The organism is Umezawaea sp. Da 62-37, assembly GCF_032460545.1.
Classification (GTDB): domain Bacteria; phylum Actinomycetota; class Actinomycetes; order Mycobacteriales; family Pseudonocardiaceae; genus Umezawaea.
This window is the reverse complement of the sequence record NZ_CP135965.1, coordinates 5,773,513-5,795,630: the sequence shown is the minus strand read 5'-3', so window position 1 is coordinate 5,795,630 and position 22,118 is coordinate 5,773,513. Positions and strand designations below refer to the sequence as shown.

At 70.2% G+C, this 22,118-nt stretch carries 24 protein-coding genes and 1 tRNA gene; 14 read left to right on the top strand and 11 right to left on the bottom strand.

Features of this window, described 5'->3' with window-relative positions; genetic code table 11:
• Positions 1-7: 7 nt before the first annotated feature.
• Positions 8-907, top strand: a complete 900-nt coding sequence (locus RM788_RS26605; protein WP_315934499.1) for a Gfo/Idh/MocA family protein — start codon at positions 8-10, stop codon at positions 905-907.
• Complete coding sequence (locus RM788_RS26600; protein ID WP_315934498.1) at positions 904-2,016, top strand: tetratricopeptide repeat protein; 1,113 nt, start codon at positions 904-906, stop codon at positions 2,014-2,016. Before RM788_RS26605 ends, RM788_RS26600 begins: the two co-directional genes overlap by 4 nt.
• An 804-nt stretch (positions 2,017-2,820) precedes the next feature.
• On the opposite strand, the gene RM788_RS26595 is transcribed toward RM788_RS26600, so the two are convergent.
• From RM788_RS26595 to RM788_RS26580, 4 genes are read right to left on the bottom strand one after another with little or no spacing between them, the layout of a single operon-like run.
• Positions 2,821-4,065 (bottom strand): hypothetical protein, encoded by a 1,245-nt coding sequence (locus RM788_RS26595; RefSeq protein ID WP_315934497.1) that lies wholly within the window; start codon positions 4,063-4,065, stop codon positions 2,821-2,823.
• A gap of 35 nt (positions 4,066-4,100) precedes the next feature.
• A complete protein-coding gene (locus tag RM788_RS26590) occupies positions 4,101-4,718 on the bottom strand; it encodes a hypothetical protein (RefSeq protein ID WP_315934496.1) in 618 nt (205 codons plus the stop codon).
• A gap of 15 nt (positions 4,719-4,733) precedes the next feature.
• On the bottom strand, positions 4,734-5,192 hold the full coding sequence (locus RM788_RS26585) for a RidA family protein (RefSeq protein WP_315934495.1): 459 nt from the start codon (positions 5,190-5,192) through the stop codon (positions 4,734-4,736).
• Entirely contained in the window at positions 5,189-5,344 is a 156-nt protein-coding gene (locus RM788_RS26580) for a Sp36 family protein (protein WP_315934494.1), read from the bottom strand. Before RM788_RS26580 ends, RM788_RS26585 begins: the two co-directional genes overlap by 4 nt.
• A gap of 74 nt (positions 5,345-5,418) precedes the next feature.
• Between RM788_RS26580 and RM788_RS26575 the strand changes: the two genes are divergently transcribed.
• The 3 genes from RM788_RS26575 to RM788_RS26565 are packed head-to-tail and all read left to right on the top strand — an operon-like array spanning position 5,419 to position 7,844.
• Entirely contained in the window at positions 5,419-5,670 is a 252-nt protein-coding gene (locus RM788_RS26575; protein ID WP_315934493.1) for a hypothetical protein, read from the top strand.
• Positions 5,671-5,706: 36 nt separating this feature from the next.
• Positions 5,707-6,711 carry an ATPase BagA gene (locus RM788_RS26570; RefSeq protein ID WP_315934492.1) on the top strand — a complete coding sequence of 335 codons (1,005 nt, stop codon included), beginning with the start codon at positions 5,707-5,709 and terminating at the stop codon, positions 6,709-6,711.
• On the top strand, positions 6,708-7,844 hold the full coding sequence (locus RM788_RS26565) for an ATPase BagB (protein WP_315934491.1): 1,137 nt from the start codon (positions 6,708-6,710) through the stop codon (positions 7,842-7,844). Before RM788_RS26570 ends, RM788_RS26565 begins: the two co-directional genes overlap by 4 nt.
• A 12-nt stretch (positions 7,845-7,856) precedes the next feature.
• On the opposite strand, the gene RM788_RS26560 is transcribed toward RM788_RS26565, so the two are convergent.
• Positions 7,857-8,147, bottom strand: a complete 291-nt coding sequence (locus RM788_RS26560; RefSeq protein ID WP_315934490.1) for a WhiB family transcriptional regulator — start codon at positions 8,145-8,147, stop codon at positions 7,857-7,859.
• Positions 8,148-8,400: 253 nt separating this feature from the next.
• On the opposite strand from RM788_RS26560, the gene RM788_RS26555 reads away from it, so the two are divergent.
• A complete protein-coding gene (locus tag RM788_RS26555; RefSeq protein WP_315934489.1) occupies positions 8,401-10,851 on the top strand; it encodes a transglycosylase domain-containing protein in 2,451 nt (816 codons plus the stop codon).
• A 57-nt stretch (positions 10,852-10,908) separates the two neighbouring features.
• On the opposite strand, the gene RM788_RS26550 is transcribed toward RM788_RS26555, so the two are convergent.
• Together RM788_RS26550 and RM788_RS26545 are read right to left on the bottom strand one after the other, a co-directional pair.
• Positions 10,909-11,109 (bottom strand): DUF397 domain-containing protein, encoded by a 201-nt coding sequence (locus RM788_RS26550; protein ID WP_315934488.1) that lies wholly within the window; start codon positions 11,107-11,109, stop codon positions 10,909-10,911.
• A 24-nt stretch (positions 11,110-11,133) separates the two neighbouring features.
• Positions 11,134-11,973 (bottom strand): helix-turn-helix domain-containing protein, encoded by an 840-nt coding sequence (locus RM788_RS26545; protein WP_315934487.1) that lies wholly within the window; start codon positions 11,971-11,973, stop codon positions 11,134-11,136.
• 542 nt (positions 11,974-12,515) lie between these two features.
• Between RM788_RS26545 and RM788_RS26540 the strand changes: the two genes are divergently transcribed.
• Entirely contained in the window at positions 12,516-13,442 is a 927-nt protein-coding gene (locus tag RM788_RS26540) for a DUF5753 domain-containing protein (RefSeq protein WP_315934486.1), read from the top strand.
• Positions 13,443-13,455: 13 nt separating this feature from the next.
• On the opposite strand, the gene RM788_RS26535 is transcribed toward RM788_RS26540, so the two are convergent.
• Positions 13,456-13,529 (bottom strand) — tRNA-Pro (locus RM788_RS26535).
• Between the two features lie 18 nt (positions 13,530-13,547).
• A complete protein-coding gene (locus RM788_RS26530) occupies positions 13,548-14,510 on the bottom strand; it encodes a metallophosphoesterase (protein WP_315934485.1) in 963 nt (320 codons plus the stop codon).
• A 65-nt stretch (positions 14,511-14,575) separates the two neighbouring features.
• Between RM788_RS26530 and RM788_RS26525 the strand changes: the two genes are divergently transcribed.
• From RM788_RS26525 to RM788_RS26505, 5 genes are all read left to right on the top strand, one after another.
• On the top strand, positions 14,576-15,046 hold the full coding sequence (locus RM788_RS26525) for a GatB/YqeY domain-containing protein (RefSeq protein ID WP_315934484.1): 471 nt from the start codon (positions 14,576-14,578) through the stop codon (positions 15,044-15,046).
• Between the two features lie 154 nt (positions 15,047-15,200).
• Positions 15,201-15,740, top strand: coding sequence for a P-loop nucleotide/nucleoside kinase family protein (locus tag RM788_RS26520; RefSeq protein WP_315934483.1), 540 nt, complete (start codon positions 15,201-15,203; stop codon positions 15,738-15,740).
• Positions 15,741-15,831: 91 nt separating this feature from the next.
• Entirely contained in the window at positions 15,832-16,110 is a 279-nt protein-coding gene (locus RM788_RS26515; protein WP_315934482.1) for a hypothetical protein, read from the top strand.
• A gap of 553 nt (positions 16,111-16,663) precedes the next feature.
• On the top strand, positions 16,664-16,933 hold the full coding sequence (locus RM788_RS26510; RefSeq protein WP_315934481.1) for a hypothetical protein: 270 nt from the start codon (positions 16,664-16,666) through the stop codon (positions 16,931-16,933).
• A gap of 93 nt (positions 16,934-17,026) precedes the next feature.
• Positions 17,027-17,962 carry a glycoside hydrolase family 16 protein gene (locus RM788_RS26505; protein ID WP_315934480.1) on the top strand — a complete coding sequence of 312 codons (936 nt, stop codon included), beginning with the start codon at positions 17,027-17,029 and terminating at the stop codon, positions 17,960-17,962.
• Here the strand turns inward: RM788_RS26505 and RM788_RS26500 are convergent.
• Positions 17,959-18,765: an alpha/beta fold hydrolase gene (locus RM788_RS26500; RefSeq protein WP_315934479.1), complete on the bottom strand. Its 807-nt coding sequence runs from the start codon at positions 18,763-18,765 to the stop codon at positions 17,959-17,961. The genes RM788_RS26505 and RM788_RS26500 overlap by 4 nt on opposite strands.
• A 135-nt stretch (positions 18,766-18,900) precedes the next feature.
• Between RM788_RS26500 and RM788_RS26495 the strand changes: the two genes are divergently transcribed.
• Both RM788_RS26495 and RM788_RS26490 read left to right on the top strand, forming a co-directional pair.
• The gene (locus tag RM788_RS26495; protein WP_315934478.1) at positions 18,901-19,710 is read left to right on the top strand and encodes a class I SAM-dependent methyltransferase; all 810 of its coding nucleotides are present in this window, start codon (positions 18,901-18,903) and stop codon (positions 19,708-19,710) included.
• Positions 19,707-21,539, top strand: a complete 1,833-nt coding sequence (locus RM788_RS26490; RefSeq protein WP_315934477.1) for a S9 family peptidase — start codon at positions 19,707-19,709, stop codon at positions 21,537-21,539. Before RM788_RS26495 ends, RM788_RS26490 begins: the two co-directional genes overlap by 4 nt.
• A gap of 54 nt (positions 21,540-21,593) precedes the next feature.
• Here the strand turns inward: RM788_RS26490 and RM788_RS26485 are convergent, their stop codons facing one another.
• Complete coding sequence (locus tag RM788_RS26485; protein WP_315934476.1) at positions 21,594-22,016, bottom strand: organic hydroperoxide resistance protein; 423 nt, start codon at positions 22,014-22,016, stop codon at positions 21,594-21,596.
• Positions 22,017-22,118: the final 102 nt, after the last annotated feature.

The following is a 22,118-nucleotide window of genomic DNA, read 5'->3' as shown; positions in this document are numbered from 1 at the left end:
GGGCAGGATGGTCGGCGTGGAAGAACAGCTGCGCGTAGGACTGGTCGGGGCGGGCCCGTGGGCGACCGCGGTGCACGCGCCCGGCATCGCCGACCACCCCGGTACCCGGCTCACCTCGGTGTGGGCCCGCAGGCCGGAGGCGGCCGCGGAGATCGCGCACGCGCACGGCGCGGAGGTGGCGTCCACACCGGACGAACTGCTGTCCTCTGTGGACGCCGTGGCGTTCGCCGTGCCCCCGGAGGTGCAGTCCGTGATCGCGGTCAAGGCCGCGCAGCAGGGCAAGCACGTCATCCTGGAGAAGCCGATCGCCGCCACCGTCGACGAGGCCGAACTCCTCGTCGCCGCTGTCGAACAGGCCGGTGTCGCCTCGCTGGTGCTGCTGACCCGCCGGTACGCGCCGGAGACGAAGGAGCTGCTGACCCAGCTGCGCCGCACGGGCGGCTGGGCGGGCGGCGACGCGCAGTGGCTCAACGGCGCACTGCTCGACGGCCCCTACTCCCACTCGCCGTGGCGACATGAGCGCGGCGCCCTGCACGACCTCGGCCCGCACGTGTTCGACCTGCTCGACATCGCGCTGGGCACGATCACCGACGTGGTGTCCGCGACCGTGTCCGACACCGGCCTGTGGCGCCTGGTCTTCGCGCATGACGGCGGCGCGACCAGTTCCGCGGCCATGTCGATGAGCATGCCGCTGCAACCCCCGGTCGCCGAGTTGACGGTCTACGGCGAGCACGGGTACCGCAGGCTCTCCAGGGGCTCCACGTCCGCGCGCGACTGCTACACGCTGCTGCTGGACGACTTCGTCGCCATGATCCATAGCCGCACCACCGAACACCCCCTGGACGTCCGCCGCGGCCTGCACCTCCAGCGGGTCATCGAATTGGCGGCGAGCAAGGCGGGCCGGTGAACGTCCACGACTTCCACATCGACCCCGAAACCCTCCACGAGACCCCCGACCACCCCGCCGAACTGGCCACCTGGCTCGACGAGCAGCGGCCCGACGACCACCACTCGTGGAGCGCGGTCGGCCTCGCCGCACGCCTGCTGCGCAGGCTCGACCAGGCCGAGGACGCCGCTAACCGGGCACTCGCCCTCCGCCCGACCACCGCCGCACGCCTGCGCCGCGCCCACGTGCTCCAGTGGCAGGGCAGGTTCCCCGAAGCGAACGCCGAGTTCGAAGCCTGCTTGGCCGACGCGGGCGACCTCCTCGACTACGCCCACCAGCACGCGGGCAAGTGCCACTACGACCAGGGCAGGTGGGACTTGGCCCTGGAGCACTTCCACAAGGCGCTCCGCCTCCGCACCACCCCCGACCTCGTGGCCTCGACCGAACTGGCCATCGACGCCGCCGACGCCTGCCTGACAGCGGCCACCACCGCCACCGAACTCCACCGCCTCGTCCCAGCCGTCCACCGCGCCTCCGGCCCACGGGTCGTCGCCCGCATCACCGACCGCCCACCCCACCTGGGCCTGCTGGCCGACCTCGCAAGCCTGCTGGTGACCGGCCCCGTCCCACGGGAAACCGCGCGCAATCTCCACCGCTACACCGCCGACATCGACACCCACCACACCCAACTGGCGGAAGCAGGCTGGCTCACCTCCACCCCCGACGAGGTCACCGCCACCCCCCGCTGCCTCCCCGTCCTGCACCTGGTCAACGAGGTCCACGCCGAAGTCGCCACCACCTTCTGGCCAACCCCGATCCCCATCCCGATCCAGGTCGACCACCCCATGGCCAAGGCCACAACCGGCCCCTCACCAGCCGCCCACCTCTTCGACCAACTGCGCGCCCTGCGCCACCACCGCGCAGACGCCCACGCCCACGCCTGGTCCGCAGAAGGCCTGACCGCTCAAGAGATGCAGGACTTACCGGCGGACACCCCGACCCGCATCCGCATCGAAGCCACCACCAACCGCCTCGCCTCCAGGCCCTACCGCCCCCTCACCAGGGAATCCCGCACAAACTTGATCACCGCCCTGCGAACCCTCGCCGACAAATCAACGGAACCCACCTGACCAGCAATACAAAACCCTTACCTCGGATAACGATCTTGCCCGCCAACCAAACGATCTTGTCGGTCCCCTCCGGTAAACTTGAATTCGGGGGGACCCCACCCACGCGCGCGAGGGATGGACCCCCAAATTCCACGCTAGCTGGAAGGTCCGACAATTTCGGCGGCCCGACGACCAATGATCATCGGTCGCGACGCGGGATCACCAGTCAACATTTCGCAGGACAACGCAATTGAGCATTACTCGCGTTCCTCGCCACCAAGCAACCCGAGCCATCCGTCACGGTGAGTAACCGAGCGACCCCCGAACCACAAGACTTCGAAGTCAAGCCTCCACTGCGCCACACACGACGCAAAACCCAAGCACTACCCCAAAACCAGGACCGCCCCAGCCCAAAACCTGGATGCCTACCCAAACGACAGCAAGCACCCATCCATCACGAAGCGCCGGATGTCCAGCCCCACCACCCAAGCCCAAAGCTAGCGGCCACATCGGCGAAGCCGCCCCCTCGCACCCGGCGCGGAGCGCCCACCGCCCTACCGACGCGCAGCGAGGTGCCCTGTCAGGCGCAGCCTGATGCTGGCGCAGCCAGACCTACCCCTGCACCCGATCCAAAGCCATCTCTAGACGCACCTCCGCTTGTCAAGACATCTTCACCGTCTTGACAAGCGGAGGTGCGTCTAGAACACTCGGCGACCGGGTAAAGCCACCCCCACCCAGACGCACCCCACCCAGACACACACCACAAGAACCCACCCCAAAACGAAACCCCCCGCACACCAGCGAGGGGCCCCGAACCACACAAGATCAACCCTGATAAGGCGGATGCCCGTTCTGCTGAGGCGCCCCGTTCACCAGATCCGCCTGCGCCCCCATCCAAGCCGGCGGCTGGAACGACCCACTCGACCGATCCGTCGTCCAGTTCGCCTCGGCCTGCCCCGGCGGCACGTCTTCCCGCTGCGCCAACTCCTCGTGCAACTGCTGCAACAAGGCCCGCTCCCGGTCGCTCAACTTCGCGTCAGCGGCCGGAGTGGCCTCCACCGCGACCTGCCCCGGCGGCAACCCGTTCGGATCCGCCAAAGCCGCCTGGAGCGCCTTCAGGTCATCCGGCCCCAACTCCATCGTCACCTCGGCGTTGTTCAGCCCTGGCGCGAGCACCGGAAGCGGCGCAAGCTGCGCCGCTGAAGCAAGCGCGGGCGGCAGCGGCGGTTCCTCTTCCACCTCGACGGCTTCGCGGACGACCCGCTTCACCGGCTTCGGGGGGAACGGCTGCGCGCCTTCGAAGGACTCGGCGCGGTTGCTGCGCCTGGAGGCCTGTGAGCCGGTCTCTGCGATCTCCGGCACCGGTGTCGGCTCAACCGCCGGTGCCTGATCCCGAACGTCTTCCGGTCCGTCGAACCACGCCCCGGTCTCGTCCCGGTGCCCGCCGCCCGACGAACCTCCGGGCGACGTGTCGCTGAACTTCACCTCGCGGGCGGTCGTGACAGCGGCCGCGTGGTAATCGCTGAGCTGCGTAGCGGGGCGCAGCACCTCCACGGCCGAGTGCAGGCCCGCGCGTCGCAGCGCGCGGTCGACCCGGTACGCGGTGGCGGGCGCGTGGCCCTGCGGGCCGATGTCGATCAGGACGACGCGCTGGGGCAGCGGGCCCGGTGAGGCGCCCGACGGGGTGGAGCGCCACACGCACATCACCGAGCGGATGTCCGGCAAGCTCGCGACCACTTTGGACAGGGCGTTGGAGATGCCGTCCACGGGGTCCGACTCGGCCGAGAACCGGTGCCTGGGCACCGGGAGGGTGTCGAGCACGACCAGGAGGTCCGCGAGCGCGCGGGACGAGTTGACCTCGCCCAGCAGGTCCGCGATCCGCTCCTGTTCGCCGTTCGTCACGGGTATGCGGCCCGCGAGCAGGCAGCCCACGACCAGTTCGAGCGCGCGATCCGATTCCGCGACCGCGAGCAGCTCCCGTGCCTGGGACAGCGCGTCGTCATCGACGCGACCGGCCAGTGCCAACAGGAGATCGTGTAGACGGACGGGCAGTTCCACGTCGTTCGCCACGCCTGTTCTCCTTCCGGCCCGCCGATCGACGAGCGCTACACGGGCACCAGGTGCCCATCGACTTCGGCGCCGGTGCAGATCGGCTCCGATGCCGCCAACGCCGCCCGGTGGTAGGGCGGCAATTCCATTCCGAGCGGTACGACCTCGACGCACGGGTCGTGTTCGCCCAGTGCGCGGAGCACTCGCTGCACCTCGCCCGTCAGGCGGGCGTGGCCGGTCGTGGCGGCGATCAGCATGATTCGCCTGGCCGCCTGGTCCGCACCGCCCTGCCGCCAGGAGGACCGGACTTCGCCGACTCCCTGGCGACCGCGCAGCGTGGCACCGAGCACCGCGGTCGCAGAATCCCCCATCGACACACGATCGGGTGATTCTGCTGTGAAGGTGTAGTCGGATTCCGGGAGTTCGTCCACCCCTTCGACCGAACTGAGCATCGCCCGATCGGCCCCGTTTGACAGCACGGCGTCAGCGAGAAGGCCGTGTTCGAGGTCGGTCAGACCGATGCGGTCGTGCAGCAGCGCACGCGGCAAAGCGCGTGCGAGCACCACGACCCCGTCGGTCGCGGCCCAGTCGCGGAACCGCCAGAGGAGGTCGTCGGGCAGCCTGCCCGCCAGCCTCAGCAGGAGTTCGTGGCACGCCCACTCGGTGTCCGACATCTCACATCACGCCCTTCAGCCGACTTCGACGATCAGCTCTACCTCGACGGGGGCGCCCAGCGGCAGCTCCGCGACACCCACCGCGGACCGGGCGTGCACGCCCGCGTCCCCGAACACCTCGCCGAACAGCTCCGACGCGCCGTTGACCACCGCGGGCTGGCCGGTGAAGCCCTCGGCGGACGCCACGAAGCCGACGACCTTGACGATGCGCACGACCGAGTCGATGCCGACCAGCGCGTGCACGGCGGCGAGGGCGTTGAGGCCGCTCGTCCTGGCGTGCTGCTTGGCCTCTTCCGGGCTCACGTCCGCGCCGACCTTGCCGGTCGCGGCGAGCACGCCGTCGACGAACGGCAGCTGGCCGGACGTGTAGACGTAGGACCCGGTGCGGACGGCGGGCACGTAGGCCGCCAGCGGCGCGGCGACGCCGGGCAGTTCGATGCCCAGCTCGGCGAGCTTCTCGGACCAGGTCGTCATGCCTTCGGCCTCTTCAGGTACGCGACGTGCTGCTCACCGGTCGGGTTCGGGATCACGCTGACCAGTTCCCAGCCGTCGGCGCCCCACTGGTCCAGGATCGCCTTGGTGGCGTGGATCAGCAGCGGGACCGTGGAGTACTCCCACTTAGTCATGGCGGGGAGCCTAGCCGTCCGGCGTGCGGGTGAAGACCCTGCCCGCGACGGCCACCCGTCGCTACCTTGATCACATGGAGACGTGGCGCGCGGTGGCCACCGGTCTGTTCGTCCTCGGCGGCCTGGTGATGATCCTGGTGGCCATGGCCCAGGTGCGCGACCGGAGGGGTGCGGCGCACGCCGAGGTGGTCCGCGCCGGGGTGATCGGACTGGCCGTCGTGGCCGTGGTCGCGACCGCGATCGCCTACTGGCTCCCGTCCACGGTGACGTGGGGTGTCGTGGCGGCCACGGCGATGGCGGTGTTCTTCATCACGATGATGGACTGACCAACGCGTTGGGGCGAGCGCGCTTAGGCTGACCAGGTGGCTTCCCCCGCGACTGGATGGACCCAGGAACTGACCCGTGCACGGCTGCACGTGGTCACCGGCAAGGGCGGCACCGGCAAGACGACGGCGGCCGCGGCCCTGGCCCTGGCCCTGGCGACCGGTGGTCGGCGGGTGCTGCTGGTGGAGGTCGAGGGCCGCCAGGGCATCGCCCAGCTCTTCGACCGGGCCCCGCTGCCCTACTCCGAGGAGCGGATCGCGTCGGCTCCCGGCGGCGGTGAGGTGCGCGCGCTCGCGGTCGACCCCGAGGCGGCGCTGCTGGAGTACCTGGACATGTTCTACAACCTGGGTTTCGCGGGTCGCACGCTGCGCAAGATGGGCGCGATCGAGTTCGCGACCACGCTCGCGCCGGGGCTGCGGGACGTGCTGCTGACCGGCAAGGTCAAGGAGTGCGTGCGGCGCACCGGGCCGTCCGGGAGGCACGAGTACGACGCCGTGGTGCTGGACGCCCCGCCCACCGGCCGCGTGGTGCAGTTCCTCGACGTCACGAAGGCGATGGCGGACCTGGCGAAGGTCGGTCCGATCAAGGGGCAGAGCGACGGCGTGGTGAAGCTGCTGCACTCCGGGGACACCGCAGTGCACCTGGTCACGCTGCTGGAGGAGATGCCGGTCCGGGAGACGCTGGACGCGGTCGCCGACCTGGACGGCGCCGACCTGCGGCCCGGCGCGGTGCTGGTCAACCGGGTGCGGCCGCTGCGGCTGCCCGCCCGGTCGGTGGTCGCCGCGGCCGGTGGCCGGGTGGACGCCTCGCGCGTGCGGGCCGGGTTGGAGACCGCCGGGCTGGACCTGGACGCCGAGACGATCGACGGCCTGGTCGAGGAGACCGTGGAGCACGCGATCAGGGTCACGATGGAACAGGGCGCCAAGGACAAGCTCGCGGAGTCGGACCTGCCGACGGTGGAGCTGCCCGAGCTCACCGACGGCGTGGACGTCGCCGCGCTGTACGAACTGGCCGAACTGCTGGTGGAGCGGGGCGTGCGATGACCGGGACCAGGCCACCTCTGCTCGACGTGGACGCGCTGATCGACGACCCGGAGACGCGGGTCCTCGTGTGCTGCGGGTCCGGCGGCGTGGGCAAGACGACGACGGCCGCCGCGATCGCTGTGCGGGCCGCCGAGCGCGGCAGGCGCACCGTGGTGCTGACCATCGACCCGGCGCGGCGGCTCGCGCAGTCGCTGGGCCTGCGGGAACTGGACAACAGCCCGCGCGAGGTGAAGACCGAGGGCTTCGAGCCCAAGGGCGAGCTGCACGCGATGATGCTGGACATGAGCCGCACGTTCGACGACATGGTGCTGGCGCACGCGGGGCGCGAACGGGCCGAGCAGATCCTGGCGAACCCGTTCTACCAAACGATCTCCACGTCGTTCTCCGGCACGCAGGAGTACATGGCGATGGAGAAGCTGGGCCAGCTCGTCGCCGAAGGCGGGTGGGACCTGATCGTCGTGGACACCCCGCCGAGCCGGTCCGCCCTGGACTTCCTGGACGCGCCGCAGCGCCTGTCGACCGTGCTGGACGGCAGGCTGATCCGGATGCTGTCCGCCCCCGCCCGCGCGGGTGGCCGGGGCATCCGGAAGATCGTCGGCGCCGGTTTCGGGCTGTTCACCAAGGCCGTGTCGACGATCGTCGGCGGGCAGCTGCTCCAGGACGCCTCGACGTTCGTGCAGGCGTTCGACAGCATGTTCGGCGGTTTCCGGCAGCGCGCGCAGAAGACCTACGAGCTGCTGCGGTCACCGGGCACGGGTTTCCTCGTCATCGCGGCGGCCGAACCGGACGCGCTGCGCGAGGCCAGCTACTTCGTGGAGCGGCTCAACGCGGAGAAGATGCCCCTGATCGGCCTCGTCGCCAACCGGACGCACCCCGTGCTGGCCGCGCTGTCCGCCACCAAGGCGCACGCGGCGGCGGACGGCCTGGAACGCGCCGGTGACGCGCCCCTCGCGGCGGCCGTCCTCCGCCTGCACGCCGACCGCGTGGCCGTCGCCGATCGGGAGAAGCGGCTGATCGCGCGGTTCACGCGGGCCCACCCCGGTGTGGCGGTGGTCGGCGTGCCCGCGCTGCCGACCGACGTGCACGACCTGGACGGTCTGCACGAGATCGGGCGCAGGCTCGCCGGCGAGTGACCCCGGTGGGCCTCAGCCCACCCTCACGTCCACGTGGTGCTCCTGGCGCGCGGTGTCGAGCAGTTCGAGCCACGACGTGACGTCCGGCCTCCGCCGCAACAACGCCCGCCGCTCACGCTCCGTCATGCCACCCCAGACGCCGAACTCGATCCGGTTGTCCAGGGCTTCGGCCAGGCATTCGGTCCTGACCGGGCAGCCGAGGCACACCAATTTCGCTTTCCGCTGCTCCGCACCACGAACGAAGAGCTGGTCGGGCTCTTCCTCCCGGCACGACGCATTGATTCGCCAATCCCCCTGATCCATGATCCCCCACCTCGTTTGAGCTGTCCAAACTCCGAAATCCGCCACACCCCTGCCGCGGATGCCGTAGGCTCGCCACTGGAGTGGCCGGGCCGTTGGCGCCTTACTTGGACGTTGACGAACTCTAGGTGCTTCCGGTTCCACGTCCAACCCTGGGTTGCCCACCTGTTATCTGTCTTGAGTACGTCTACTCATCCTCGGTAATCAGTGTTGCGGGTCACTCTCACCCGTTCAGGTGCCGCGTAGGCTGGCTCGCGTGCGAGTCAGGAACGGCCTGCTGAAGCTGCTCGGCCTGTGTCTGCTTGCCGGTGTGCTCCTCGCCGGCACGCTGTTCCCGGCCGTCGGCTCGCTCGGTGTCGTGTCCAACCGAGCCAGCGACACGGTCGACAGCATCTCCGCGGACCTGGTCACCACCGACCCACCGCTGATCACCACGGTGACGGACAAGGACGGTGCGCCCATCGCGTACCTCTACGACCAGTACCGGGTGCTCACGCCTGCGGACAAGATATCGCCGACCATGAAGGCCGCCCTGGTCTCGGTCGAGGACCGCCGGTTCTACGAGCACCAGGGCGTCGACTGGCAGGGCACGCTGCGCGCGGCGGTGACCAACCAGGTCGGCGGCAGCGTGTCGCAGGGCGCCTCCACGCTGACCCAGCAGTACGTGAAGAACTACCTGGTGCACGTCGTCGCCCGCAACAACAAGGTGGAGCAGCAGAAGGCGCAGGAGCAGACGATCGCCCGCAAGGCCCGCGAGGCCCGGATCTCGATCCAGTTGGAGCGCAGGCTGAGCAAGGACGAGATCCTGGCCCGCTACCTCAACGTGGTGCCGTTCGGCTCGACCATCTACGGCATCGCCGCCGCGTCGCAGGCGTACTTCAACACGACGCCGGACCAGCTGACCGTGCCGCAGGCCGCCGTGCTCGCCGGCATGGTTAACAGCCCGTCCGCCCTGGACCCGGAGGTCTTCCCGGACAAGGCGATGGAGCGGCGCAACAAGGTCATCGACAAGATGGTCGAGAACGAAAAGCTGTCCCGCGACGCCGCCGAGGCCGCCAAGAAGGAACCGCTCGGTCTGGCGATCCCGGTGCGCACCCCGCCGAACGGCTGCGTCGGCGCAGGCCCGGAGAACGGGTTCTTCTGCTCGTACGTGATCAACTACCTGGAGAAGAACGGCTTCAGCGAGGAGCAGCTGAAGACCGGCGGCTACACCATCAAGACCACTTTGGACCGCGGTATCACCGACCAGGCCAAGCAGGCCGCCGAGGCGCAGGTCTCCAAGGACACCGACGGCATCGCCAACGCCATGGCGATCGTCCGGCCGGGCTCGGACCGGCACGAGGTGGTCGCGCTCGTCGCGAACCGCGACTACGGCCTCAAGGCCGAGGAGAACCAGACCCAGTTCGACCTGCCCAGCGGTGTGGAGAACAAGTTCGGCGCGGGCTCGATCTACAAGATCTTCACGGCCGCGGCGGCGCTGGAGAAGGGCATGGGCATCGAGAACACGATGGCCACCCCCGCGTCGCACACGTCGAAGGTCTTCAAGGGCGGCGGCGACAAGTGCCCGCCCACCGGCGAGCCGGACACCCGCTGGTACTGCCTGAAGAACTCGTCGACGACCTACCCGGCCTCGATGACGTTGCAGACCGCGTTGCAGACGTCGCCGAACACCGGTTTCGTCATCCTGGAGGAGCAGCTCGGCATGGACCCGGTCGTCGACATGGCGTCGCGGCTGGGCATGCGCGAGACGATGGCGACGAACATCGCGGGCGTCCGCCCGGACTCCAAGGAGCAGCAGGACGAGCTGCGGATCTCGCAGACCGAGTTCTACAAGGGCAACGGCGGCAACGCCTCGTTCACGCTCGGCCCGGCACCGGTGAGCACGCTGGAGTTGGCGAACGTCGCCGCGACCATCATCAGCGGCGGCAAGTGGTGCCCGCCCACCCCGTTGCAGGAGGTCCTCGACCGCAACGGCAAACCCGTCCCGGTCAACGAGCAGCCGTGCGAACAGGTCGTCGCCGAACCCCTCGCCAACACCCTCGCGACCGGCATGAGCAAGGACGACCAGGGCGGCGGCACGGCTGCGGCAGCCGCCAACCAGTTCAAGTGGACCCGCCCGATGCTCGCCAAGACCGGCACCACCGAGGACTTCAAGTCGGCTGCCTTCGTCGGCGCCACCCCCGACTACGCGGCCTCGGTGCAGACGTTCAACGACGGCATCGAACCGCGCGGCATCTGCATCGGCGGCAAACCGCGGTTGTGCTCGGAAGGCAACATCTTCGGCGGCACCGTCCCCGCCCGCACGTTCTTCGACACCATGACCCGCGTCCTCGGCGACTCACCCCCCAAGCCGCTGCCGCCGACCGACCAGCGGTACGTCAAGGGCGGTGACGAGATCCGCATCCCCGACGTGGTCGGCAGGAACGTCAACAGCGCCACCAAGACCCTCGAGGAAGCCGGCTACAAGGTCAGCACCCAGGACCGCAACTCCTCCGAGTCCAAGGGCACCGTCGTCAGCCAGACCCCGCGCGGCAACGCCCTGCACGGCACCGTCATCACCCTTTTCGTCAGCTCCGGCTACGTACCACCACCGCAGACCAGCGAAGCCCCACCCGCCACGGAACAACCAACCCAGGGCCAACCCCCACCCGGCCAGGGAGACCCACCTCCCGGCGGCATCACCCTCCCGACGGAACCGGGCGGCTGACCACGGCAACCGGCCCCCGACACGCGGTTCGTGTCGGGGGCCGCCTGCTGCGCGGGGTCAGCCGAACCGACCGCCCTTGACCGCCGCCAGGAACCGCCCGGCCGAACGCCCCGTGAAGATCAGCACGGCGCCGGTCGGGTTCTTGCTGTCGCGCACGCCGGTCGAGTGCGCGAGATCGGCCAGTTCGACGCACTCACCGCCGTTGCCGCCGGAGTGGCTCGACTTGCGCCAAACCGCTCCATCCAGGTCCGGGTGCATGTCCCGCACCTCCTCGTCTTGCCGTCACAGTTGCCCTTCGACTGTAACCAGGAGCTTGCTCGACTCCTCCGGTGACAACGCGCTGTCCACCAACGACGCCCAGATCAGCTCGTAGGACTCCAGTCGTCCGGCTTCGGAGATGAAGATGCCGTCGGTCGGGTTCTCGACGTAGGCCACGACCTTGTCCTCCGGCGGGCTGAACAACGTGAACGAGAAGCCGCTGGCCGAGTGGGCACCGGCTTCACGGGCGATGACCTGGATGGCGACGTGGTCGAGGTCGCCCAGTTCGACCAGGTGCCGAAGCTGCTCGCGCATCACCTCGGTACCACCGGGCAGACCACGGACGCAGGCTTCGCTGAGCACCAGGTGGAGCCGCGGCGGATTCGGACCCGAGAGGCGGACCTGCCGAGCCATCCTCGCCTGGATGAGCCGAGGCACGTCGGCGGGACGGTGCAGCGGGCTCGCGGTGATCATCGCCCGTGCGTAGTCCTCGGTCTGGGCCAACCCGTGCACCAACTCGGGGTTGTAGGCGCGGATCAGCGTCGCGGTCGCCTCGGTCGGGAAGTACTTGCGCAAGCTGTCCGGCACGGCGCTGCCCCAGGGAGTGGGCGGCTGCCGACGGCTCGCTTCCTTACCGAGCCGGGTGAGTTCCTCGCGCATGGCCGTACTCACCTTGAGGAAGGTCAACAGCTTGTCCAGGTCGGACGGATTCACCCCGGCACCCCCGCGCAGGATGCGAGCGATCTTCGACTCGCTGCATTCCAGCTCGGTGGCCACGGCGAGCTTGCTGACACCCGCGTCCTTCATGAGCTGGGCCAAGCGCGTGCCCAGGTGCCGCTTGTAGTCAGCGGGGCCTTGCGTCATCGGTGCTCTCCTCCTGATCGGGACCAGTTTGCCCGACCGCTCCCGACATGCCGTTCGCCCGATCAGGGAACTGCGCAAGCTGCACATGCAGGTTTAAAGTCTAGTTGCCGTGCGGCTGCCTAGGCTGTCCGCGGGTACCCGCCCTGGGCCACCTCGTCACAGTTGCGGCCCAGGGCGGGCCATTTCGCACTGGAGGTGGCTGTGACCGCTGTGTCGGCTGTGATCGGCGCTTTGACGCTTGTCGTCGTGTTGTGGACCGGCGTCCTGGTCCGCCGCGAGCAGCGAGCGAGACGTGCGCGGTTCCGACCGATCGCCGAGCGGGTGGCCGTGATCAACGGCGGCCGGCACGCCCTCCAGCGCGCTCGCCCCCAGGCTGCCGGCGTTGTGCGGATGCCCCTCCTCATGCCCGCACAGCGGCGGCGCGTGGTGTGCCCGGACCTGGCGGTTCCCCCGACTTCCGGCAGGTCCGGGCACACCACTTCCACCGGTCGCCACGCGAGGGCGTCGTGATCGGCACCTCTTCGGAAAGCAGGTACAGCACCATGTCCGCCGACAACAAGCACCCCTCCACCCGGCTCGCCAGCGCACGCAGCCGGGAGATCGGCGAGGAACTGCGCCGGATCCGCCTTCGGCTCGGACTGAAGGCGTCGGCCATCTACGGGGAGGTGGGGTGGTCGCCGGGCAAGCTCAGCAAGCTGGAGGGCGGCACCCGAGGGCTGAGCGAAGCGGACGCGGCCATGCTGCTGGGCTTCTACCGCGCCGACAAGACGGCCCGCATCCACATCCTCGGGCTGGTCGACGAACCCGACCACGGCATCTTCGCCCGCCCGCACCACCGCGCTTCGCCGGACGAGGCGCTGTGCGCGCGGATGCACGAGGCGGTCGCCCGGACGCTCACCTGCTACCAGCCGTTGCTGCTGCCGTCGCTGCTCCACAGCGCGGCGTACGCCGAAACCCTGCTCCGGCACACCAGCACGAGCAGGGACCAGTTGCACGCCTGGCTCGACTCCCGCACCGCCCGCCAGGCGGTGCTGCACCAGGAACCCGCACCCGAGTCGGTCTTCTTCGTCCACGAGGCCGCGCTGCGCTTGGTGGTGGGCGACGCCGAGGTCATGCACGACCAGTGCATGCGGCTCGGGTCCATGGCCGACCACACGAGCATCCGCGTGGTGCCGCTGTCAGCAGGACATGCCGCACTTCGGCACGCGGCGACCCTGCTGACCTTCACCGAGCCGCTGAAACCGTTGGGCTACAGCGAAACCGACACGGCCACGGTGTTCTTCGACGATGTCACCGCCGTCGACACCGTACGGCGGAAGCTCGCGGTGCTGGACCGGTTGGCGCTCGACGCCGAGCAGTCGCGGACCGTCTTCCGACGCTGGGCCGACGCGTACGACATGACAGACCTCTCCCCACGCACCCCCGGAAACGGAAAAAGCCGGTCTCCGCACTGCGGAGACCGGCTCTGACCTGCTCTAACCGTCGGGGTGACAGGATTTGAACCTGCGACCTCTTCGTCCCGAACGAAGCACGCTACCAAACTGCGCCACACCCCGGTTGGAACGATTGGAACTCTACCGGACGTTGCCGCTGACTCCGAATCGGGTATCCCTAACGGCACCAGACTGACTCTGACCTGCATCGACGCTGCGGGCCACGAGGGTCAGCAGGCTGGCCTCCGGTGGGCAGGCGAAGCGGACGGGGGCGTAGGGGGAGGTGCCGAGGCCGGCGGAGACGTTCAGCCACATGTGCGAGCCCCAGCGGGAGACGCCGCGGGCGCGGGAGCGGTCTAGGTCGCAGTTGGTGACGAGGGCGCCGTAGCCGGGGATGCGGAGTTGGCCGCCGTGCGTGTGGCCCGCCATGACGAAGTCGTAGCCGTCGGCCGCGAACGGGTCCAGGACGCGGGGTTCCGGGGAGTGGGTGACGCCCAGTCGCAGTGCCGCGGCGGGGTCCGGGGCGCCCGCGATGTCCTCGTACCGGTCGCGCTTGAGGTGCGGGTCGTCCAAACCGGCCGCGAACACCGTCTGGCCTGCCACCTCGAACGTCCGGCGCACGTGGGTGAGGTCGATCCACCCGCGCTCCACCATCGCGGCCCTGAGGTCGCGCCAGGGCAGGTTGATGCCGTGGACGCGCTTCGTCTTCGCCGACGGCAGCAGGTACCGCACGGGGTTCTTCGGCCGCGGCGCGTAGTAGTCGTTGCTGCCGAACACGAACACCCCCGGCCGGTCCAGCAGCGGGCCGAGCGCGCGCACCACGCCGGGCACGGCCTGCTTGTGCGCGAGGTTGTCGCCGGTGTTCACCACGAGGTCGGGTTCCAGCTCGTCCAGCGCGGCCACCCAGCGCTGCTTCGACTTCTGGTCCGGCGTCATGTGCAGGTCCGAGATGTGCAGCACCCGCAAGGGCCGCGACCCCGGCGCGAGCACCGGCACGGTGGCCTGCCGCAACGTCCAATGGCGTCTCTCGAAGCCCACCGAGTAGGCGAGCGTGGCGGTCCCAACGGCGGTCGTGGCGAGCAGTGCGCGGCCGAACTTGTTCACACCAACGAGCCTACGGCGGATGACGGATGAGGCGTAATCCGCTGATCCCGGTACCGTTCGGCCTCATGGCGGAGCTGAAGACACGGTTGCAGAACGACCTCACTGCCGCGATCAAGGGCCGGGAGACGGTCAGGGTCGGAGCCCTGCGGATGGCGTTGAGCGCGATCACCAACGAGGAGGTCGCGGGCAAGACCGCCCGCGTGCTCTCCGACGAAGACGTCCTCAAGGTGCTGACGCGCGAGGTCAAGAAGCGCAGGGAAGCGGCCGAGGCGTTCGCGGGAGCCGGGCGCACCGAGCAGGCGGAGCTGGAGAAGAACGAGGAGACGATCCTCGAGGGCTACCTGCCCGCGCAGCTCGGCGACGACGAGCTGGTGGCGCTGGTCGACGCGGCCGTGGCCGAGGTGACCGAGCAGCTCGGCGAGCAGCCGGGGCAGCGGCAGATGGGCCAGGTCATGAAGGCCGTCAACGCGAAGGTCGCGGGCCGGGCCGAAGGCGGCCGGGTGGCCGGAGCCGTGAAGGCGAAACTGGCCGGGTGAGCAGGGGCGCTGCCGGGTGGCGGGAACCGCCGCACCGACGGCGGCACGCCTCGGTCGGGGCGAAAGCCGCGAGCAGCGCAAGGAAGAGCCGGTCTCCGCGGTACGGGAGACCGGCTCTTCCCGTTCCACGGGGTGTTCCCGATACTTTGTGACCGTGATCATCTGGCTCAACGGCGGGTTCGGGGCGGGGAAGACGACGTTGGCGGAGGAGTTGCGCCTGCGGCTGCCGGAAGCGGTCGTGTACGACCCGGAGGACGTCGGTCTCATGCTGTGGAAGTGGGTGCCGCCCAACGAGGACTTCCAGGACCTGCCGAGTTGGCGGGAGCTGGTCGTCGCGACGGCGCTGTCGTTGCGCAGGCACCACGCGGACACGCTGGTCGTGCCGATGTCGCTCGTCCGCGACGCCTACCGGGCCGAGATCCTGGGTGGTCTGGCCGAGGCGGGTGAAGAGGTGCTGCACGTCTTCCTGGAGGCGGACGCCGCCGTGCTGGAGGCGCGCGTCGCCGCCCGTGCGCCCGTCCCCGACAACCCCGAGACGGGCCAGTCGGCAGGTGAGTGGGCGCTGTCCCGGATGGACGCGGGCGCCGCTGCCCGCCAGCCTGCCGGGACGCTCGTGCTGCGCTCGGACAGGCTCACCCCGGCCGAACTGGCCGACGAGGTGCTGGCCGCGGTGGAGCCGCGCCGGGTTCGCTGAGACCGGGGCGCCGCGATTGCGCCGTTGGCACGCCAACCGACCCCCGGTCCGGGCGTCCTCAGGGCGAGGGAAGACAACGGGGGTGCTGGAAATGCGCAAGACGACTGTCGCGGTGCTGTTCTCCTGTCTCGCACTGGCCGCCTGCGGCACGATCGAGGCGGATCCGACGTTCCTGGTCATCGAGGTCGGGGAGACCACCTACGACCTGAACGTGACCTCCGGCAGGCCGCACGACCTGGTGGCGGACAACTGGTACCGGTCGAAGGTCGGGAAGGCGGAGTTCGCGGAGGAGGTTCGGCAGGGGGACCACGTGGTGTGCCACCTGGTCGAGTCGGACGGGATCCGGATCACGGGCTGCCGGAAGGCCTGAGTCCTCCTCACCGGTCCGCGCGGGAGTCGCGCGGACCGGTGAGCCGGTGTCCGTGCCGCGCGGGATGAGCCGCGACGCCTTCGACTCACGGGATTTCCCGGTCGGGTTACGGCCGGTTTCCATCTGGTCGATCGTTCCTACCGGACGAAGTTGTTTCACCGAGTTGTCCACTCGTTCGCATACTGGTCCACACCATTGAGCGACGCGGCCCCCGATCGCGGCACATCGGAGCCCGCCTTCCACGACTACTCCCAGCAGCGCGAATAATAGTTGAACAAGAAAATTCCAAGCCACAAGGCAACGAACTGGAATGAGATTCACCTATATAGTGGACATCTGCATGTTGCACGCCCCTGACCTGCGAAGATAGAAAGACGAGTAATCCTCAGTCATGACTCAGCACACAGATTCATAGGTCCGAAAATCATCAGCGTTCACACAATCGGGTGAACGACATGTATTTGACTGACTAAGCGTAACGAGAATGGGGCCCTTCGCGACAACAAGACAAGGCCTTCGCACCAGGCGCCTCGTCCAGTCGGGAGAGCAATCCATGAGCATCATCTCCTCGGTCGGCCATGCCCGAAAAACCTGGCTGGCCACCGCGACCACGACCCTGACGATCATCACGCTGTCCTGCGTGGTCGGCGTGATGACCACGCCCCTCTTCGCCTTCTTCACGGCCGTCGCCTGCACGCTCGTCACCGCTGCGGCGTTCGCGTTGGCACGGGCCTCGCGCACCATGGATACGATCTTCAGCGAGGAGCTGGACGACCGGCCCGGACGGCACAGGGCCGTCCCGGTCAAGAGCGCCGACCGGTAGCACCGGCGCGGCGCACCGGTCGCGCACCGCGCGGTCGCCCGTTGACCTCGTGGCGCGGAGTCCGGCGCACAGCCCGCGGCGGAGAGGTCACCCATGAGACGCGACCGACTGGCCAAGGCGGTCGCGGCGAGCCTGCTGCTGTTGACCTCGGCCGCCTGCGCGGAGCAGTCCCAACCCGCCGGGCAGCAGCACGGGGACGACGGCTGGCAGGTCGCCTGGCGCGACGACTTCACCGGCGGTGAGGGCGGGCAGCCGAACCCGGACGACTGGATCGTCGACACCGGCACCGGTTACCCCGGCGGCGCGTCGAACTGGGGAACCGGCGAGATCCAGACCTACACCGCGGACCCCGCCAACCTCGCGCTCGACGGCGAGGGCAACCTGCGGATCACCCCCAGGCGCGACAGCGCGGGCCGGTGGACGTCCGCCCGCATCGAGACCAAGCGCGCCGACTTCAAGGCCCCCGACGGCGGTGTCCTGCGGGTCGAGGGCCGTGTGCGGATGCCGGACGCGACCGGTCCCGCGGGCCTCGGCTACTGGTCGGCGTTCTGGGCGCTGGGTTCGCCCTACCGGGGCGACCTCTGGAACTGGCCGGGCATCGGCGAGGTCGAGTTCATGGAGAACGTCAACGGCCTGGACCGGGTGTGGGGCCTGCTGCACTGCGGCACGGCGCAGGGCGGTCCGTGCGACGAGTCCAACGGCATCGGCGGGTCGACGGCGTGCCCCGACCAGCCGTGCCAGGCGGCGTTCCACACCTACCGGTTCGAGTGGGACCGGAGCGCCGCGCCCGAACAGCTGCGCTGGTACGTCGACGGGCGGCAGTACACGACCGTCGGCCAGGACCGGGTCGACGCCGCGAACTGGGCGAGGATGACCTCGCACGCCGGGTACTTCCTGCTGCTCAACGTCGCCATCGGCGGCGGCTTCCCCAACGGCGTGGCCAAGGTGGACACACCGACTCCGGCCACCGAGCCGGACAGGCCGATGGTCGTCGACTACGTGTCGGTGTCGACGAAGCCGCGCGCCTAGCCGAGTACCCGGTCCGCCAAGTCCTCCACGATCCGCGCCACCACGTCGGGGTGCTTGAGGTCGGCGCCGTGGTCCGCGCCCGGCAGCACGATCCGTTCGGCGGCGGGCATCACGCGGGCGATGGCGTCGACCCAGGCCGCCAGCCGGGCGGGGCTGCGGTCGCCGCCGAGCAGGACGGTCGGCACCTCGATCCGGGCGTAGACGTCGGTCCGCACGCCGAGCCGGTCGAGCGCCTCCAACGAGTCGAGCTGGCCGGGGACGAGCCCGCGGTACTTCGGCATCAGCGCCACGGCCGCGCCCGCGGCCCGCGCCTGCCACGCAGGCAGCCCGACGCCGCCCTCGAAGAAGATCGCCATGGCCCTGCCCGGCCTGCCCGCGGCCAGCGCCTCGCGCGCACGGGCCAGCACCTCACCGCCCACCGGCTCGTCGGTGGCGGCGGCGGGTTCGAAGACGACCGCGCCCGCGAACGACGACGGCGAGGCGGCCAGCGCCTCCAGGGCGACGACGCCGCCGTCGGAGTGCCCGTAGAGGACGACCGGGCCGCCGCCGACCGAGCGGACGATCGCGAGCACGTCCTCCACCTCGTCCGCGACCGCGCACGGCGACCCGTTGACCAGGTCCGCCTTGAGGTCCGTCCGGTACTGCCTGCGGTGCGGGCGGATCACGCGGAACCGCCTGGCCAGGAGGGCGGCCAGCTTGCGGTCGCGGGTGCCGTCGTCGAGGCCGGGGCCGAGCAGGACCACCACCGGGCCGCTGCCCTCGTCGTGCACGCGGACGTCCGTCCCGTCGGCCGACGTGATCATCGCCGCCACCTCCCCCGCCACGACGGGGAGTTCCCCCGGCGGCGCCAGGTTAGCTCCGCGGTGGTGACGGCGTGATCGCCGCGCTCAGCACGAGCTGGCCGCCCTGGCAAGGCGATCCGGTGACACGATCGGGTGATGACTGATCAGCGGGCGCGCGTCGAACTGCGGAAGCGGATCTACGGGACCGGTGATCTCAGCGAACTCCCCATCTTCGGCGGCGGTTTCATCAACTTCGGCTACTGGCGGGGCGTGCGGCTCGACGGCGACCTCACGCTGCCCCAGCGGATCGCCAGCCAGCAGGCGCTCTACGACCTGCTGCTGGACCTGCTCGACGTGGCGGGCGCACGGGTCGTGGAGGTCGGCTGCGGACGCGGGCACGGCGCCGCCTCGGCGTTGCGGCGCGGCCCGGAACTGGTCAGGGGCGTCGACCTGATGCCGGAGCAGGTGGCGCGGGCCGCGGCGGCGCACCACGACGAGCGGCTGGCCTTCGTGGAGGGTTCCGCGTCCGCGCTGCCCTTCGACGACGGGGCGTTCGACCGGCTGCTGTCGGTGGAGGCCGCGCAGCACTTCGAGGACGTAGCGGGGTTCGCCCGCGAGGCGCACCGGGTGCTGGTGCCGGGAGGCAGGCTGGCCGTGACCTCGTTCTTCGCCAACCGCCCCGGTGCCGGACCGCAGATCGCCCGGCTGCTGGCGACGTTCGAGAACGGCTTGGACCTGGCGCACCCGATCGGCGCCGTGCTGGCCGACCTGCGGACCGCCGGGTTCGTCGACGTGGCCGCCGAGAACATCGGGGAGCACGTGTGGCCGGGGCTCGACCGGTGGATCGAGCAGGGCGGGGCGCGGAACGACTGGGACCGGAACTGGATCAAGGTGGTGTCGCGCGGACTGGCCGACTACTACCTGGTGACCGCGCGTCGGCCCGTTGAGGCAGGATCGGGAGCGTGACGACTCATCCCGCTGCCGTGGTGCCGAACCCCCTGTTCACCGATCCCGAGACCGAGGCCAAGTGGCGCGCCCGCTTCACGGCGCCGCGGATGTCGCTGCCGTCGTGGGCGGAGAACGCGCCGGACCGCAACCTGTACCTGTCCAACGCGGACGGCACCTGGGAGATCTACGCCTGGGACCGGTCGACGGACACCCACCGCAAGGTGACCGACCGGCCCAACGGCACGTCGCACGGCACGCTGAGCCCGGACGGCGAGCGCATCTGGTGGTTCGCGGACAACGACGGCGACGAGTTCGGGCTGTGGGTCAGCGAGCCGTTCGAGCCGGACGGCTCCGACGCGTGGACCGCGGTCGAGGGCGTGGGCGCCGGGTACCCGGCGGGACTGGAGATCGGTGAGGACGTCGTCGCGGTGGGCGCCTCCACCGACGACGGCACGACGGTCTGGTTGTCCCGCAAGGGCGGCGTGGCCGAGGTCGTCTACGCCAACGAGCACGACGGCGGCGTGGCCGCGCTGTCCAAGGACGAGGCGCTGCTGGTCCTCGCGCACTCCGAGCACGGCGACAACCGGCACGCGGCGCTGCGCGTGCTGTCGGTCGAGTCCGGCGCGGCGGTGGCCGAGAAGTGGGACGGCGTCGGCAAGGGCCTGGACGCGATCTCGTTCAGCCCGGTGCTGGGCGACAACCGGCTGCTGGTACTGCACGAGCGCCGCGGCCGCGAGGAGCTGCTGATCTGGGACGTCGCCGCGGACACCGAGTCCGAGGTCGTGATCGACCTGCCCGGCGAGATCGTCGCCGACTGGTACCCGGACGCGACGGCGCTGCTCGTGGTGCACACCTTCGAGGCGCGGAACACGTTGTACCGCTACCACCTGACGACCGGCGAACTGTCCGAGTTGGACACTCCGCACGGGACGGTCGGGGCGGCGAACGTCCGCCCGGACAGCACGGTCGAGTACTCGTGGTCCTCGGCGGCGCACCCGCCCGTCGTGCGGGCGCTGTCCCCGGACGGCGTCGAACGGGTGCTGCTGGAGTCCGACGGGCCGAAGGCGCCGGGGTCGGACGACGTGGCCGACGTGTTCGTGGACGGGCCTGGCGGGCGGGTGCACGCGCTGGTCGCCAGGCCGGCGGGAGCGCCGGACGGGCCGCTGCCGACGGTGTTCAGCCTGCACGGCGGCCCGCACTCGTCGGACGAGGACCGGTTCTCCGGGTACCGGGCGGTGTGGCTGGACGCCGGGTTCGCCGTGGTGCACGTGAACTACCGCGGGTCCACGGGGTACGGGTCGGCGTGGCGGGACGCGATCGAGGGGAAGCCGGGGATCACCGAGCTGGCCGACGTGGCCGCGGTGCACGACTGGGCGGTGCGCGAGGGCTTCGCGGACCCGGCCAAGTGCGTGGTCAACGGGGCTTCGTGGGGCGGGTACCTGGCGCTGCTGGCGCTGGGGACGCAGCCCGAGCGGTGGGCGGTCGGTGTCGCCGGGGTGCCGGTGGCGGACTACCTGGCCGCCTACGAGGACGAGATGGAGCCGCTGCGGGCGTTCGACCGGGCGCTGTTCGGCGGCTCGCCCGAGGAGCTGCCGGAGCTGTACCGGGAGTGCTCGCCGCTGACGTACGTGGACGACGTGCGGGCGCCGGTGATGGTGCTGGCCGGGGAGAACGACCCGCGGTGCCCGATCCGGCAGATCGACAACTACCTGGACCGGCTGGCCGGGCGCGGGGCGGCCTACGAGACGTACCGGTACGACGCGGGGCACGGGTCGCTGGTGATCGAGGAGTCGATCCGGCAGACGGCGGCCGAGGTGTCGTTCGCGCTGCGGCACCTGGAGGGGTGAGGTCGTAGACCGGAACGGCCGCCGTGGGGTGATCCCCGCGGCGGCCGTTGGACGTCAGACGGTGGCGGTCACCGAGACCTCGATGTTGCCGCGCGTCGCGTTGGAGTACGGGCAGAGCTGGTGCGCCTCGTGGACGAGCTTGTCGGCCACGGACTGCTCCACGCCCTCGACGCGGGCGACGAGTGCCACGGTGAGGTGCATGCCGGGGACGTCGTCGACGCGGCCGATGCCGACCTGGGCGGTCACCTCGGTCACGCCGATCTCAATCTTGGCGATGCGCGCGGAGGCCCGCAGTGCGCTGTTGAAGCACGCGGCGTAGCCCGCGGCGAACAGCTGCTCCGGGTTCGTGCCGCCACCGGGACCGCCCATCTCCTTGGGGATGGCGACGAGCTCGTCGAGGACGCCGTCCGAGGAGCGGATCTCGCCGTTGCGACCTTCACCGACGGCGACCGCTTCGGCCGTGTAGAGCACGTTCATGTGACGCTCTCCCTTGAGCTGGAGGTGGGTGTCCAGAGCTTTGTGTACTCCGTGCGACCACTCCGCGACACCGTTCCACACCCGGTCGTGGGGCAACTCACC

What these genes read in the sequence shown, in the direction of transcription:
- RM788_RS26605 (WP_315934499.1), top strand. Translation starts at nt 8, where the DNA reads ATGGTCGGCGTGGAAGAACAGCTGCGCGTAGGACTGGTCGGGGCGGGC.
- RM788_RS26590 (WP_315934496.1), bottom strand. Translation starts at nt 4,718, where the DNA reads ATGTCGGACACCGAGTGGGCGTGCCACGAACTCCTGCTGAGGCTGGCG.
- RM788_RS26585 (WP_315934495.1), bottom strand. Translation starts at nt 5,192, where the DNA reads ATGACGACCTGGTCCGAGAAGCTCGCCGAGCTGGGCATCGAACTGCCC.
- RM788_RS26580 (WP_315934494.1), bottom strand. Translation starts at nt 5,344, where the DNA reads ATGACTAAGTGGGAGTACTCCACGGTCCCGCTGCTGATCCACGCCACC.
- RM788_RS26575 (WP_315934493.1), top strand. Translation starts at nt 5,419, where the DNA reads ATGGAGACGTGGCGCGCGGTGGCCACCGGTCTGTTCGTCCTCGGCGGC.
- RM788_RS26565 (WP_315934491.1), top strand. Translation starts at nt 6,708, where the DNA reads ATGACCGGGACCAGGCCACCTCTGCTCGACGTGGACGCGCTGATCGAC.
- RM788_RS26560 (WP_315934490.1), bottom strand. Translation starts at nt 8,147, where the DNA reads ATGGATCAGGGGGATTGGCGAATCAATGCGTCGTGCCGGGAGGAAGAG.
- RM788_RS26550 (WP_315934488.1), bottom strand. Translation starts at nt 11,109, where the DNA reads ATGCACCCGGACCTGGATGGAGCGGTTTGGCGCAAGTCGAGCCACTCC.
- RM788_RS26545 (WP_315934487.1), bottom strand. Translation starts at nt 11,973, where the DNA reads ATGACGCAAGGCCCCGCTGACTACAAGCGGCACCTGGGCACGCGCTTG.
- RM788_RS26540 (WP_315934486.1), top strand. Translation starts at nt 12,516, where the DNA reads ATGTCCGCCGACAACAAGCACCCCTCCACCCGGCTCGCCAGCGCACGC.
- RM788_RS26525 (WP_315934484.1), top strand. Translation starts at nt 14,576, where the DNA reads ATGGCGGAGCTGAAGACACGGTTGCAGAACGACCTCACTGCCGCGATC.
- RM788_RS26515 (WP_315934482.1), top strand. Translation starts at nt 15,832, where the DNA reads ATGCGCAAGACGACTGTCGCGGTGCTGTTCTCCTGTCTCGCACTGGCC.
- RM788_RS26510 (WP_315934481.1), top strand. Translation starts at nt 16,664, where the DNA reads ATGAGCATCATCTCCTCGGTCGGCCATGCCCGAAAAACCTGGCTGGCC.
- RM788_RS26505 (WP_315934480.1), top strand. Translation starts at nt 17,027, where the DNA reads ATGAGACGCGACCGACTGGCCAAGGCGGTCGCGGCGAGCCTGCTGCTG.
- RM788_RS26500 (WP_315934479.1), bottom strand. Translation starts at nt 18,765, where the DNA reads ATGATCACGTCGGCCGACGGGACGGACGTCCGCGTGCACGACGAGGGC.
- RM788_RS26495 (WP_315934478.1), top strand. Translation starts at nt 18,901, where the DNA reads ATGACTGATCAGCGGGCGCGCGTCGAACTGCGGAAGCGGATCTACGGG.
- RM788_RS26485 (WP_315934476.1), bottom strand. Translation starts at nt 22,016, where the DNA reads ATGAACGTGCTCTACACGGCCGAAGCGGTCGCCGTCGGTGAAGGTCGC.